The sequence below is a fragment of the Mesorhizobium sp. B1-1-5 genome (assembly GCF_006443065.1).
Classification (GTDB): domain Bacteria; phylum Pseudomonadota; class Alphaproteobacteria; order Rhizobiales; family Rhizobiaceae; genus Mesorhizobium.
Genome location: NZ_VFWS01000042.1, coordinates 24,573 through 39,339, shown reverse-complemented (window position 1 = coordinate 39,339; position 14,767 = coordinate 24,573). Strand labels below are relative to the sequence as shown.

Below are 14,767 nucleotides of genomic sequence, written 5' to 3'. Positions count from 1 at the left end.
GTGGTCTACGAGATGGTCAAGGCGGTTTTCGAGAACTTCGACGACTTCAAGAAGCTGCATCCGGCCTTCGCTAATCTCGATCCGAAGGAGATGGTCAAGGCCGGCCTTTCGGCGCCGCTGCATCCGGGCGCCGAGCGCTTCTTCAAGGAAAAGGGTTGGCTTTGAACCTTGGCATGGCCGGGCCGCCGTGGAGGGGCAGTCCGGCCACAGGGCCGAAAAGACCAAAATGAAAAAGATGGTCGAGGGGAGCGATGACAGACCAGTTCCGCCAGGCAGGAGCGCCTGAAGACGTCGATATCGAGAAGCTGAACGAAATTGTCGCGGAAGCGGACACGGGCGGTCGCAAGCCGAAAGGTCTCCCCGCGCATCTCGTTCTGGCAGTGTCGCTCGCCTGGTCGTTATTCCAGCTCTGGTACTCCTCGCCGATCCCTTATATGTTTGGCTTCGGTGTTGTCAGCGACGGGATCGCGCGGTCCATCCATCTGGCCTTTGCGCTGTTTCTGGCACTCGTCACCTTCCCGGCGTTCAAAAGCTCCTCACGCAACCGCGTTCCGCCGCCCGACTGGGTGCTTGCCATAGCGGGCGCGACGGCGGCGCTTTATCTCGTCGTCTTCTACAGCGAGATCGCCACCCGGCCCGGGCTTCCCACGACCACCGATCTCGTCATCTCGATCGTCGGCATCGTTGTATTGATGGAAGCTGCCCGGCGCGCCGTCGGCCCTGCTATCACCATCATCGCCGGCCTCATGCTGATATACATCTTCGTCGGGCCCTATATGCCCGGCCTGTTGGCGCACAAGGGCGCGACGCTGTCGCGCGCCGCCTCGCAGATGTGGCTCACCTCCGAGGGCGTGTTCGGCGTTGCGCTCGGCGTCTCGACCAACGTTGTCTTCATGTTCGTGCTGTTTGGAACATTGCTCGAGCGTGCCGGGGCCGGCGGCTATTTCATCCTGCTTGCCTTCTCCATCCTCGGCAAGTATCGCGGCGGCCCCGCCAAGGCCGGGGTCGTCGCCTCTGGCCTGACGGGAATGATCTCGGGATCATCGATCGCCAATGTGGTCACCACCGGCACCTTCACCATTCCGCTGATGAAGCGCGTCGGCTACACGCCGGTCAAAGCAGGTGCCATCGAATGCGCAGCGGGCGTCAACGGGCAGCTCATGCCGCCCGTGATGGGAGCGGCCGCCTTCCTCATTGCCGAATATGTCGGCATTTCCTACGCCGAAGTAGTCAAGCACGCCTTCTTTCCCGCGCTGCTCACCTATGGCTCGCTCTTCTACATCGTCGATATCGAAGCGATGAAGATGGGGTTGAAGGGGCTGCCGTCGCGCAGCCGTCATCCCGCCTTGCAAGGGGCCGTGCGCTCGCTGATGGGTGTCTGCGCCTTCGTCATTCTGGCCGGGCTCGTCTATTACGGCATCGGCTGGACCAAAACGGTCTTCGGCAGCGCGGCGACCTGGGTGATCGTTGCGGCGCTTGCCATCGTCTATGTCGGGCTTGTCGCTTACAGGGCCAAGCACCCCGACCTGCCGCTCGACAGCCTCAAAGGCAATATTGTGGAGATACCGCATTTCGGTGGGACGGCACGAACCGGCCTGCATTTCCTGCTGCCGGTAGTGCTCCTCATCTGGTGCCTGATGGTCGAGGAGCTTTCGCCGGGCCTCTCCGCCTTCTGGGGCTCCGCTGCCCTGATGGTATTGATCGTCACGCAGCGCCCGCTGACGGCCTTCTTTCGAAGGGAACATCAATTTGCGCTGCGCTGGCGGGAAGGTATTGTCGATCTCATCGAGGGCTTGTCGGCGTCCGCGCGCAACATGACCACCGTCGGTATTGCCACAGCGACGGCCGGCATTATCGTCGGCACGGTGCTCTTGACCGGCGTCGGGCTGGTGATGACCGAGCTTGTCGAATTCATCTCGGCCGGCAGCTTCATGGTCATGCTGCTGTTTACCGCCATTATCTGCATCATTCTGGGCATGGGCATGCCGACCACAGCGAGTTACGTAGTCGTTGCGACACTGATGGCGCCCGTGATGGTGGATCTCGCCGCCCAGAACGATCTGGCTGTGCCGCTAGTAGCCGTGCATCTTTTCGTCTTCTATTTCGGACTGATGGCCGATGTGACGCCGCCGGTTGGTCTTGCGGCATATGCAGCGGCTGCCATTTCGGGAGCCGATCCCGTGAAGACCGGCTTTCAGGGATTCAAGTATGAAATCAGGACGGCACTGTTGCCGTTCATCTTCATCTTCAATAACGGCGTGCTCATGATAGACATCCAGGGGCCCCTGGATTTTATCCTCGTCATAGTGACATCGGCGCTGGCCATGGTTGCGTTCGTTGCGGCGACCCAGAATTGGTTCCTGGTCCGAAACCGGTGGTACGAGTCGCTAGCACTCCTGTTGGTCTGCTTCACGTTATTTCGCCCGGGCTACTGGCTCGACCTGGTCGATGAGCCCTTTACGGCGAAACCCGTCTCCGAATTGAACCAAACCGTAGACGCCACGCCTTCGGGAGAAGCGCTTCGTCTAAAGTTGAAGACGTTCAACATCAGCGGCGACGAGATCGAGAAGCTGATCCGGCTCGATCTCGCCGAGGGCAAGAACGCGACAGAGAGGCTGGAAAGAGCTGGACTGACCGTGACTGCTCTGGGTGACACAATGACAGTCGGAATCGTGCGCCTCGGCAGTCAGGCGGCAAAATTCGGGCTGCAGCCCGGTGACGAAATCACCGGGATCATGGTGCCAACCAGCCGACCATCCCGCTACTGGTTCGTGCTCCCCGCGTTCTTGCTGCTCGGGCTCGTTTTCTGGCTGCAGAGGCGACGAAGGTCTGGCTCCTTGCCAAGTGCGGGAGCGGCCTAGCGAGTGAAACACATGCGCGGCGGAGACGACCTGCGACACGCGTCATTGCAGGACTTCCGCGAGGGTGGAACATAAGGCGCCTGGCGGCCTTAGTTGTCGGGTAGCGCACCCTCGCCAGATGGCGCATTATTCTCGGGCTGCCTACAGTCCGAGAGCCTGCCATTCGCATATATTTCCAAGCCGACGGATCAATCGCGGCCATCGTCTTTAGGTTCGCCAGACCATACGAGATCATACAAAGGATATGGGTTGGCTAACCATCCGCTAGACCATTGATTTTCCTTAGCAGTCTCACATCCTCAACGACTAACATAATCATTATTCGTCAATAGATTACGAGGCAGTTCGCCGAAATGGACTCAAGAAGCCAACCCAGACACTCACCCATCCCATTTGTCTTCTGCGGAATGGCTGTTTTGCGCCCGGTCGTCGCCGTTTACGCTAATCGTTATCGACTCTGAAAGCTGACGCCCACCTGCAGGCCCAGAGATCTGCGCGCCCCAGTGCTGTCGATCCATCACCAAGCACTTAGTCTCAGCCTCAAATGGTGCCGCCGTGACCTGGCGCAGCGGTGGTCGCCATGGAGGATTTCAGGCGCTGTAGCATAGCCTCCGTCAGCGGGATTGATTTTCGTTCCGCAAGGTTGAAGAAGACCGTCTTGGCGGCCAGCTTGGCAGCGAGTTCGCCGCCATGGAGCCTGCGCATCTCGTAATCCGTCTGGACGGACGTGCGGCCGACAGTGCGGACCGCGCCGTAGATTTCCACGATGACCCCGGACGCCACCTCGCCGACAAAGTCGATCTCATGCCGGACGTCCGCCCATCCCCTGTCGGCCCATTCGGGCGTCGTCGGCGCCCAGCCGGTCGCCTGTCCCAGCAGGATGTTGATGGCGTCATCGAAAAAGGCGACGTAGAAACGCGTCGTCATGTGGCCCATCATGTCGCAATTCCAGGGCTGAACCACAGCTCTCGTCAATAGGATCATTTTTGCTCCAGTAATTCGTTCGATTGCGACCGTTATCTAGCGGGGATTGGCTGCCTCTGGGGAGGGCCAATCGACGGTCGGACCACTGCGCGAGCTATTTCGATGGCGGTAAGTCGATTACAGCGACGGTAGGACGCTCCGAATGTGGCTGGCAAACGCCTCGACGGCCGGCGATCGTGTGGTCTCGGCGAAGGCGATCAGAACGCCGAGCCGCGATAATCTCGGAAGCGGCGCGTTCAGGATGAACAGGTCCGACGGGACGGCTTTCTGTGTCATCACGCTTATGGCGAGGCCGGAGCGCGCCACGGCTATCAGACCGGTAAGGCTGTTGCTGGCATAGGCTATTTTGTAACGCAGCCCGGTGCGCAGCATGGCATCGCAGGCCGCCTTGTGGTCCATGGCGTTCGAAGCCGGCAGGGCCAGCGGCACGGTCTCGCCGAAGTCGTGTAGCTCCAATGTCGGCTTGCTGCCGACCCAGACCATCGCTTCCGTGCGCACGACCTCCTTGGAGGCGCTTGCATCGGGAATGGAGACGAGCGCCAGATCGACCTGCCGCGAATGCAGCAGATTGTGCAGTTCGACAGTCGGCGCCGCCACGACCTTGATCTCGATGTCCGGATAGAGGCTCCCGAAACTTCTCAAGAGCGTGGGAAAGAAAGCGCTCAAATAGTCTTCCGGGCTGCCGAAGATGATCGAGCCCCGCAGGCCTTTGCCGGAGAAAGCCGAAACCGCTTCGTCGTGCATCTTGAGAATGCGCTCTGCGTAGGCGAGAAAGCGCTCACCGCTGCCGGTAAGACGCACGCCGCTGCCGCTTCGGTGGAACAGGCTTTGGCCGCCGAGCGCATCCTCGAGCCGCTGTATCTGCATCGTCACCGCCGATTGCGTGCGCCCGACCTGCACGGCGGTCGCGCTGAGCGTTCCCGAATGCGCCGCGCGAACAAATGTCGCCAGCAATCTGAGATCGAGAGGTGCGGGCATATCAATTCCGTTGATATCGGACTCCAGCATCTATCAATTTTACTGCTGCACCGCCAGCCGCTAATCTTCGGGCCTGCGTTTTTGGCGAGGCTGCGACATGTCAAGAAACCTGGACAATGCCTTCTGGTCGGCGGCGCGAAAGCACCTTATTCGATATGGCGGCGCCTTCGAGCCCGCCATCATCGAGCGAGCCGAGGGGTCGTTCGTCTACGATGCCGATGCCCGGCCCATACTCGACTTCACTTCCGGCCAGATGAGCGCGCTGCTCGGGCACGCGCATCCGCGGATCGTCGCGACGGTGCGGCGCCAGGTCGAAACGGTGGCGCATCTCTTCAGCGGCATGCTGTCCCGCCCGGTCGTCGAGCTTGCCGAACGCCTCGCCACGCTGGCGCCCGGCCTCGACAGGGCGCTGCTGCTTTCGACGGGCGCGGAATCGAACGAGGCGGCCATCCGCATGGCGAAGCTGGTGACCGGCAAGCACGAGATCGTCGCCTTCTCCAAAAGCTGGCACGGCATGACCGGGGTTGCCGCTTCCGCCACCTACAGCGCCGGGCGCAGGGGCTACGGGCCAGCGGCGGCCGGCTCGATTGCGATCCCCGCGCCGAACAGCTTTCGGCCGCGCTTCAAGAAGGCCGACGGCTCGCTCGACTGGGCGGCCGAGCTCGATGACGCCTTCGCCCTGGTCGACAGCCAGTCGACCGGCAGCCTCGCGGCCTTCATCGCCGAGCCGGTCCTGTCGAGCGGCGGCATGCTGGAGCTGCCGCAAGGCTATCTCGCGGCGCTGAAGCAGAAATGCCGCGAACGCGGCATGCTGCTGATCCTCGACGAGGCTCAGACCGGCGTCGGCCGCACCGGCGACATGTTCGCCTTCCAGCGCGACGGCGTCACGCCGGACATCCTCACCCTGTCGAAGACCATCGGCGCCGGCCTTCCGCTGGCGGCTGTCATGACGACCGCCGAGATCGAGGAAACCGCGCATGAGCGAGGCTTCCTGTTCTACACTACCCATGTGTCCGATCCGCTGCCGGCCGCCGTTGGCCTGACAGTGCTCGATGTAGTCGAAGAAGAGCGCCTTGTCGGGCGCGCGCGCCATCTCGGGGACAGGCTTTTCGCCGGCCTGTCCAACCTCAAGCAGCGCTACGAATGCGTCGGCGACGTGCGTGGCCGCGGCCTGATGCTGGGGGTCGAGATCGTCAAGAACAGCCAAGGTCGTGAGCCCGATCATGAGCTCGGTGCGAAAATTGCCGCCGAGGCCTTCAGGCGCGGGCTCAGCATGAACATCGTCAAGCTACCCGGGATGGGCGGCGTGTTCCGCCTCGCCCCGCCGCTGACAATTTCGGAAGACGAGCTCGATCTTGGATTGCGCACCATCTCCGGCGCCATCGAAGCGGTGCTGTCCACGGGCGCTGGCCGCGTCGGCGTGGCAGCCGAGTGACGGGCCGGAACCCATGAACGAAGCGAGCATGACCAAACAGGCCTCGGACGACACGCCGAACCGGGATGCGACGGCCGGCCCCATCCGCGTGCTTGTCGCCAAGCTGGGGCTGGATGGGCACGACCGGGGCGCCAAGGTGGTTGCGCGGATCCTGCGCGACGCCGGCATGGAAGTCGTCTACACTGGCCTCTACAAGTCGCCGAGCGAAGTCGTGGCAGCGGCGGTCCAGGAGGACGTTGACGTCATCGGCGTCAGCCTGCTTTCCGGCTCGCACATTCCGCTGTTCCGGGAACTGGGGCGCTGCCTGCGCGAGGCGAAGGCCGACCATATCTTCGTCGTCGCCGGCGGTGTCATTCCCGAGCAGGACTATGCCGCTTTGTGGGACAGCGGCGTCGACGCGATCGTGCCGCAGGAGGCGCGGGCCGAGCTGATCGTGACGACGATCAGGAACCTGATTGCCGCTCGTGGCCGCGTATGACCGTCCCCATGCCTTCGCGACCGGTGAAGCGCGCGGCATATAGGCCCTCGATAGAGCTCGTGCCCGAGATACTCGGGGGCAATGTCGCCGCCATCGCCCGCATGATCACGCGCGCCGAGGCAGGCTATCCAGAGGCCGCGCCGGCGTTGGCGGAAATCTACAGGCATACCGGCAAGGCGCATGTCGTCGGCATCACCGGCGTTCCGGGAGCGGGCAAGTCCACGCTTGTGTCTTCCCTCATCCGGGGATTCGCGTCGGAGGGACACAAGGTCGGCGTCGTCGCCGTCGATCCGAGCAGCCCGTTCTCCGGCGGCGCGATCCTCGGTGACAGGGTGCGCATGAGCGAGGCGGCCTCATCCTCGCAGGCCTTCGTCCGCAGCATGGCGACGCGCGGCCACCTGGGTGGCCTTGGCCGGTCGACGCTGCAGGCGGTCGACGTCCTTGACGCCGCCGGCTACTCACCCATCATCATCGAGACGGTCGGCGTCGGCCAGGACGAGGTGGAAGTGGTGACGGCCGCACACAGCGTCGTCGTTCTCTCGGCGCCCGGGCTCGGCGACGACATACAGGCGATCAAGGCCGGCATATTGGAGATCGCGGATATCCACGCCGTCAGCAAGGCTGACAAGCCGGAAGCGGCGGCAACCGTCTCGGCCCTGCGCGGGATGATGACTCTCGGTTCGGAACGGACGGGGTCGAAATGGACGCCGCCGGTCCTTCCGGTAAGCGCGGTCTCCGGCGAGCGGATCGGCGAGCTGAAGGACGCCATTTCCAGGCACTGGTCGCATCTGCGCGAAAGCGGCGAGCTGGCCGAGCGGCAGCGGGACATTTGCCGGACGCGGATCCTCGGCGCGGCCAGACATCTTTTTCAGCACAAATTCGATGAGCGGGCCGACGAGATCGGAAAGCATATCCAGGCCGTCGTGAACAGGGACATGGACCCCTCCGGCGCGGCTTATCTTCTGCTCGGCTGGGCGAACGAGCGGCGAGCGACATGAACCTGTTCTCCGAAACCGCGATCGAGGACATCCGCGAAAAACAGGCGGCGTGGGAGGAGAAGGAACTTGCCGCCGCGCTCAGCAGCAGGCCGGAGGAAAAGCCGGCCTACAAGACGGAATGCGGCATTCCGCTGAAGCGCGTCTACACGGCCGCCGACATCGCAGATATACCGGCCGATGAGCTCGGTTTCCCCGGCGCCTATCCCTTCACCCGCGGAGCCTATCCGACGATGTATCGCGGCCGGCCGTGGACAATCCGGCAGGTCGCGGGCTTCGGCAATCCCGAGGCCACCAACCAGCGCTACAAATACATGGTCCAGACCGGCCAGACCGGGCTCTCCACCGATTTCGACCTGCCGACCCTGCTTGGCCTGGACTCGGACGACCCCCGAGCGTTCGGCGAAGTCGGGCGCGTCGGCGTCGCCATCGACACGGTCGACGACGTCGACCGTCTGTTCGACGGAATAGACCTGGAAAAGATCTCGGTGTCGCTCACCATCAACCCGTCGGCCTGGGTGGTTTACGCTATGTATGTCGCCGTCGCGGCGCGGCGCGGCTACGACCTCCACAAGCTGGCGGGCACGCTGCAGGCGGATCCGTTGAAGGAGTATGTCGCGCAGAAGGAGTGGATCTATCCGGTGCGCCCCGCCGTCAGGCTGCTGCGTGACCTTATCATGTACAGCGCCAAGACGACGCCGAAGATCAATCCCATCAGTCTCAGCGGCTATCACCTGTCGGACGTGGGCGGAAACGCGCTGCAGGAGATCGCCTTCATCATGGCCTTCACCATCGCCTATTGCGAGGAGGTCACCGGCGCCGGCATGGACATAGACGACTTCGCGCCCAGGCTGTCCTTCTTCTTCATCAGCCACCAGGATTTCTTCGAGCAGATCTGCAAGTTCAGGGCGGCAAGGCGGGTCTACGCCAAGATCATGGCGCAGCGCTTCAAGGCCAGGAAGCCGGAATCCATGCGGCTGCGGGTGCATGTGCAGACCGCGGCGATGAGCCTGACCAAGGTCGAGCATCACAACAACCTGATGCGCACGGCCATCCAGGCGCTCGGCGCCGTGCTGGGCGGCTGCCAGAGCATGCACACCAACGGTCTCGACGAGGCCTTCGCCATCCCCACTGAAGAGGCCATGAAGCTGGCCATCCGCACCCAGCAGATTATCCGCGACGAGATCAACGTGACCTCCGTGATCGACCCGCTCGGCGGCTCCTATTTCATCGAGCGCCTCACGCGTGACATGGAGACCGAGATCTGGAAGCTTCTGGACGAAGTGGACGAGCGCGGCGGCGCCGTGAAACTGGTCGAGGAAGGCTGGTTTCAGCAGAAGCTCGCGGACTCTGCCTATGCGACGTTCCAGAAAATCGATTCCGGCGAAAAGATCTCCGTCGGCGTCAACCGCTATGTCGATGAGGCCAGCAGCTCGGCCGAGGTGCACATCCACCCCTATGACGAACAGTGCACGCAATTGCAAATCGACCGGCTCAACGCGGTGCGGACAGGGCGCGACAACGCCCGTGTCCGGAAGCTGCTGAAGGAACTCGCCGAGGAGGCAGGGTCCGACGAAGCCAATCTTTTGCCGAAGACCGTCGAGGCCGTGGAGGCGAAGGCGACGCTCGGCGAGATCTGTGCGGCGCTACGCGAGGTCTGGGGCACTTATGCCGAACCAATGATTGTCTAAGGAGGATGCCTTGACACCTACTGTCTTCATTAGAGACGACGGGCCAATTGCCTGGATCATGCTATGCCGGCCCGAGCGCCTCAATGCCATGAACAGGCAGCTCGTAGACGAGCTCTCACAGGCGCTCGCGCGGGCTGAAGCTAATCCGTCCATCCGAGTTGTCGTCCTGCACGGAGAGGGTCGAGCCTTTTGCTCCGGCGACGACCTGAAGGATCTCGATGCCCAGACCTCGTCGGAGGCTGCGACACAGGCCTGGGTCGAGGCCATTCAGAACGTCACCCTGCAGATCATGCAGTCACGCAAGATCGTGATTGCCGCCGTGCATGGCTGGTGCGTGGGCGGCGCGCTTGAATGGGCCGTGAACTGCGACTTCAGGCTCTTTGCGGACAATGCGCGCTGGTTCTTTCCTGAAGTAACCTACGGGCTGTTCGTCACTGGCGGCGTTACCGCCCTGTTGACCAAGCAAGTCGGACCACAAGTCGCCAAGGAATTGATGATCCTGGGCGAAAAGCACGATGCCAAAAAGGCGCTTGAGGTCGGCATCGCGTGGAAGCTGGTTCCCCAAGCAGAGTTGCTCAGTGAGGCGGAAAAACTGGCCCGCGCGATAGCGGAGCGCCCGGAGGGCGCCGTGGGCGACATCAAGCATGCCATCAACAACGGCTTCCACTCTTCCCTAGCGGATGCAATGGCGCTCGAGACCAGGGCCACGGTAAGCGGCTTCCTGTCTCCGGATGCGCAGGCACGAGCCAAGGATTTTTGAGCGCGATGACGATGCTTGAAGTCGCCCCTTCCTCCTACATCCCGGGTCAGCATGACGGCGATCTGGAGACCCGGGTTCTGCCGAAAATCCTGCTGACGCAGGCCGAGCGCCTGGGCGACAGCCCGTTCATCGATATCTGCGGACGTTCCGCAAGTTTCGAGGAGATGCAGATCGTTTCGGGACGGCTGGCGCGAGGCCTGCGCGGCCTTGGCATCGGCAAGTCCGACCGAGTGGCGATGCTGCTGCCCAATTGTCTCGAGCTGGTCGCGATGTGGTTCGCCGTGGCGAGCCTTGGCGCCATCGAGGTGCCCAGCAATCCGGGCCTGAAGGGTGACCTGCTCTGCCACAACCTGAACAATTGCGGCGCCGAGCTCCTCGTTGCGGATGCGAGCGCGCTTGACGAGCTCGCCAGGGTCCAGGACCGGTTGCCGGAACTGCGTACCCTCGTCCTCGTAGGCGCCGATCCAGGCGAAGCTCGGGCGGCCGGCATCCGGATCGGCCGCATCGTCGGGTTCGAGGAATGCATGGCCGGGCAGCCGGATTTCGACTTGGCCGACGTCCACTATTCCGACCCGATGGCGATCCTCTACACCTCGGGCACCACCGGCCCGGCCAAGGGCGCTTTGATGTCCCACCACCACTGCTATTCCTGGGCGGCGGCGATGGCGCTCAATCTCGGCTACACGACAAGCGACAGTTACTTCTCGGCATTGCCGCTGTTTCACACCGACGCGCAAATGTTCGGCGTCTACTTGCCGCTGATCTACGGCACGCGCACGACGCTGGTCGAGGCCTTCAGCGTGTCACGGTTCTGGGATCAAGTCCGCGCCAGCGGCGCCACCGCCACGAACCTGCTCGGCGCGATGGCGGTCATCCTTTCGCGTCAGCTGCCTTCCGATGGGGACGGCGCCAATCCGGTGCGCATATGCCAGTGCATTCCTATGGTGCCGGACAGGGAAGCGTTCGAGCGGCGCTTTGGCATGCGGCTCGTCACCGGCTACGGACAGACGGAGACCAGTTTCGTCACTCTCGACACAGTGGGAGATACGAGAGCGGGCTCCTGCGGTCGCCCGCATCCCGATTGGGAAGTTGCGATCGTCGACGACAGGGACCGGCTTCTGCCGCATGGGTCCCTCGGCGAGATCGTGTCACGCCCCCGCAGGAACTGGAGCATGTTCTCCGGCTACTACCGCGCCGATGCCAAGACCGTGCAGACACTGAGAAACCTTTGGTATCATTCCGGCGATGCCGGCTGCATGGACGAGGATGGCTGGCTCTACTTCAAGCACCGCTTGAACGAGGCGATCAGGCGGCGGGGCGAGAACATCTCCGCCTACGAGGTCGAGACCGTCGCCGAGAAGCATCCAGAAATCGTGGAAAGCGCCGCGTTCGGGATTCCGTCCGAATTCACCGAGGAAGACATCATGGTCGTAGCCCAGCGCCGGCCAGGTTCGACGCTGGAGGCGGCCGAACTGCTGGCGTACTTCAGGACATCAGCGCCGCGCCACATGGTGCCTCGCTATATCGAAATCACCGACAAACCGCTTCCGCGAACTCCGACGGAGAAAATCGCCAGGACCGCCTTGCGGCAGCAGGGTGTCAGCGCGGCCACATTCGATCGGGGCGAACGCTAGAGGAAGCAGAACGCAGGTAGAAGGATGACGGAGGCTCAGGCGATGCAGCGTCGGATGATCGCTCCCTGCTTCATGAACGATACGCTCGAATGCCTTCGCCGCCACAACGTCGAGGTGGAGCCTCTCTTGGCTCGCGTCGGTCTGCCGTCAGCGAATTCCGAGCCAATATCGACAGAACAATATGGCGCGCTCTGGCACGCAGTCGCGCAGACGATGGATGACGAGTTCTTCGGCGAAGGCGCCAGGCCAATGCGGGCGGGCAGTTTCGCGCTGCTCTGCCAGGCGCTGCTCACCACCGAGACACTGGATCATGCCTTGCGCCGGGGGCTGCGTTTCCTGCGCGCGGTGCTTGACGATCCGCATGGCGAACTGATCGTCGGGGACGGGCTCGCCGAAGTCAGGTTGAGCGATTCCGGGCCGTTGCGGTCGGCTTTCGCCTATCGCACCTTCTGGATCATCGTCCACGGCGTGAACTGCTGGCTGGTAGGCCGACGCCTTCCGATCCGCTGGGTGGACTTCAAATGCAGCATCCCGCCCACGGGGAGCGACTATCGTCTGTTCTTCGGCGCGCCGGTGCGGTTCGATCAGCCTCAGAGCCGCCTCGTCTTCGATGCCGAATTCCTGAAGCTGCCGGTCATCCGAGATGCCTGCACATTGCGCGAATTCCTGCGCAAAGCCCCGGCCAACATTCTTGTGCGTTACCGCCACGACGAAGGGCTCTCGGCGGCCATACGCGGGCGACTTCACGCCACCGCGCCCGCTTCATGGCCGAGCTTCGAGCGCCTTGCCGCCGGCATGCGCATGCAGGCGCCGACCTTGCGCCGCAGGCTTCAGTCGGAAGGGCAGAGCTATCGCTCGATCAAGGACGAGATGCGCAGGGCCCTGGCGATGGAGGCCCTGCTCAACGGCAGCCGCAGCGTCGCCGACCTCGCCGCCGATATCGGCTTTTCCGAGCCGAGCGCGTTTCATCGCGCCTTCCACAAATGGACCGGCAAGAGTCCGGCCTTGTTCCGACGCGAGGCTTCGTCCGACGCCCGATTCTGACAACGCGCCGGCGAATTAGCAGGCAGGCGACGCGTTCCCGAAACATTGCAAAATCGATCAACAAATCTGGGTCTTACGGTCATCGCATGCCACTTGGCTTGCAGCCAATATGCCCGGTAGCGCAGCCGCGGGGACAGGTTAGATGCGGAGCAAAGGCGAGACGTTTCTCGTGAGGGGGGCCGGCTCCGGCCTGATGCCTGACCCGCTGGCATCGGCCATGACCTGATCCAACGGCAGGCCGGTCCGCGCCGAATTCTAGTCAGCTCGATGCGTCGGACGTGGGCATCGCATCGAAGCCTCAACCAGTGCCCGCCACGAAAAATGGGAGCCTAATATGAAGAAACATCTCTTGTCGGCGGTGGCGGTGACCGCGCTTGTTGCGTTTGCGGGCACCGCTTGGGCGGATATCGTCATTGGTGTCGCCGGGCCGATAACCGGTCCGAATGCCGCTTTCGGCGCGCAGTTTCAAAAAGGCGCAGAACAGGCGGCAGCCGACATCAACGCGGCCGGTGGCGTGCTCGGCCAGAAAATCAAGATAGAGATCGGCGACGACGTCTCCGATCCGAAGCAGGGCATTTCGGTCGCCAACAAATTCGTCGCGGACGGCGTGAAATACTTGGTCGGTCACTTCAATTCGGGCGTGTCGATCCCTGCCTCGGAGGTCTATGCCGAAAATGGGGTGCTCGAGATCTCGCCGGCGTCCACCAATCCGCAATACACCGAGCGCGGCCTCTGGAACACATTCCGCACCTGCGGCCGCGACGATCAGCAGGGCAAGGTCGCGGGAGACTATATCGCCGCGAACTTCAAGGATGCCAAGATCGCCATCATCCACGACAAGACGCCCTACGGTCAGGGCCTCGTCGACGTCGCCAAGAAGGACCTGAACGCCAACGGCATCAATGAAGTGATGTATGAAGGCATCAATGTCGGCGACAAGGATTTCTCCGCGCTCATAGCCAAGATGAAGGAAGCGGGCGTGACGCTGATCTACTTCGGCGGTCTTCACACCGAGGCGGGCCTTATCATGCGCCAGTCAGCGGACCAGGGCCTGAAGGCGACATTGTTCTCGGGCGACGGCATGGTCTCGAACGAATTGGCCTCGATCGCAGGCGATTCCGTCATCGGCACCCTAAACACCTTCTCGCCCGACCCGCGGAAAAATCCCGCGGCGAAGGACATCGTCGACAAGTTCCGTGCCTCCGGCTTCGAGCCCGAAGCCTACACGCTCTACTCCTACGCGGCGGTCCAGATCGTCGCCGCCGCGGTCGACAAGACCGGTTCGGCCGACGATGCGCAGAAGGTCGCCGAGACCATCAAGGCGAGCGGCCCGTGGAAGACGGCGATCGGCGACATCAGCTATGACCAGAAGGGCGACATCACGCGTCCCGACTATGTCATCTACGAATGGAAGAAGGGCGCCGACGGAAAGCCGACATACGCGCAGAAATAGGCCTGGAGCGGTGCGTGCGAGGATGCCCGCCCATAATCCGGGCAACCTCGCCGGGGTGACTTGCCGGTCCATTCCACGGGCCGACGGTCTGCCGGGCGTCGCCGACCCTCCAGGAGGTCGAGCACAACATTCGCGAGCTGTCGGGTGTGAGGACCGCAGCCACGCCATGGTACAGCAGGAATTGACAGTACTGCAGCGGAATGACGTCTCCGACCACTGCTCCGACGTTTTTGACACTCTGCGCCTTCAGCGCACTGATGCGTTCACGCGCGCGTCGATCGCTCACGGCCTCAGGCAGGAGGACTTCGCACTGATGGAACTGGGGCCCGAATTAGCTGCCGCTCCAAGCTGCAGGATATCATTATCGCAGACCATGACGGCTATGGCTTTGCACTCAAGCCCCTTGGCCAGATGCTGGTCCCGATAGCGATACGACCTTGCGAGTCCTCCAGCG

General features: G+C 62.7%; 12 protein-coding genes. 10 read left to right on the top strand and 2 right to left on the bottom strand.

The features are described 5' to 3' along the window. Both FJ980_RS15385 and FJ980_RS15380 read left to right on the top strand, forming a co-directional pair. The coding region (locus FJ980_RS15385) for a TAXI family TRAP transporter solute-binding subunit (RefSeq protein WP_281406330.1) at positions 1-165 on the top strand (165 nt) is incomplete at its 5' end. A gap of 86 nt (positions 166-251) precedes the next feature. Further along, positions 252-2,861, top strand: a complete 2,610-nt coding sequence (locus FJ980_RS15380) for a TRAP transporter permease (protein ID WP_140544039.1) — start codon at positions 252-254, stop codon at positions 2,859-2,861. 540 nt (positions 2,862-3,401) lie between these two features. On the opposite strand, the gene FJ980_RS15375 is transcribed toward FJ980_RS15380, so the two are convergent. Continuing rightward, positions 3,402-3,845, bottom strand: coding sequence for a thioesterase family protein (locus FJ980_RS15375; protein ID WP_140544036.1), 444 nt, complete (start codon positions 3,843-3,845; stop codon positions 3,402-3,404). A 117-nt stretch (positions 3,846-3,962) separates the two neighbouring features. Further along, positions 3,963-4,823 (bottom strand): LysR family transcriptional regulator, encoded by an 861-nt coding sequence (locus FJ980_RS15370; protein WP_140544034.1) that lies wholly within the window; start codon positions 4,821-4,823, stop codon positions 3,963-3,965. Positions 4,824-4,920: 97 nt separating this feature from the next. On the opposite strand from FJ980_RS15370, the gene FJ980_RS15365 reads away from it, so the two are divergent. From FJ980_RS15365 to FJ980_RS15330, 8 genes are all read left to right on the top strand, one after another. Further along, positions 4,921-6,258: an aspartate aminotransferase family protein gene (locus FJ980_RS15365; RefSeq protein ID WP_140544031.1), complete on the top strand. Its 1,338-nt coding sequence runs from the start codon at positions 4,921-4,923 to the stop codon at positions 6,256-6,258. Positions 6,259-6,286: 28 nt separating this feature from the next. Further along, positions 6,287-6,736, top strand: coding sequence for a cobalamin B12-binding domain-containing protein (locus tag FJ980_RS15360; protein ID WP_140544029.1), 450 nt, complete (start codon positions 6,287-6,289; stop codon positions 6,734-6,736). A 59-nt stretch (positions 6,737-6,795) separates the two neighbouring features. Further along, positions 6,796-7,734, top strand: a complete 939-nt coding sequence (gene meaB / locus FJ980_RS15355; protein ID WP_348640656.1) for a methylmalonyl Co-A mutase-associated GTPase MeaB — start codon at positions 6,796-6,798, stop codon at positions 7,732-7,734. Beyond that, entirely contained in the window at positions 7,731-9,422 is a 1,692-nt protein-coding gene (locus tag FJ980_RS15350) for a methylmalonyl-CoA mutase family protein (protein ID WP_140544024.1), read from the top strand. Before meaB ends, FJ980_RS15350 begins: the two co-directional genes overlap by 4 nt. Positions 9,423-9,432: 10 nt before the next feature. Beyond that, positions 9,433-10,182: an enoyl-CoA hydratase/isomerase family protein gene (locus tag FJ980_RS15345; RefSeq protein WP_246676426.1), complete on the top strand. Its 750-nt coding sequence runs from the start codon at positions 9,433-9,435 to the stop codon at positions 10,180-10,182. A gap of 5 nt (positions 10,183-10,187) precedes the next feature. Continuing rightward, positions 10,188-11,816 (top strand): AMP-binding protein, encoded by a 1,629-nt coding sequence (locus tag FJ980_RS15340; protein WP_140544022.1) that lies wholly within the window; start codon positions 10,188-10,190, stop codon positions 11,814-11,816. Positions 11,817-11,858: 42 nt separating this feature from the next. Beyond that, on the top strand, positions 11,859-12,860 hold the full coding sequence (locus FJ980_RS15335; protein ID WP_140544020.1) for an AraC family transcriptional regulator: 1,002 nt from the start codon (positions 11,859-11,861) through the stop codon (positions 12,858-12,860). A gap of 334 nt (positions 12,861-13,194) precedes the next feature. After that, on the top strand, positions 13,195-14,313 hold the full coding sequence (locus FJ980_RS15330; RefSeq protein WP_140544018.1) for a branched-chain amino acid ABC transporter substrate-binding protein: 1,119 nt from the start codon (positions 13,195-13,197) through the stop codon (positions 14,311-14,313). The last annotated feature ends 454 nt before the right edge of the window (positions 14,314-14,767 follow it).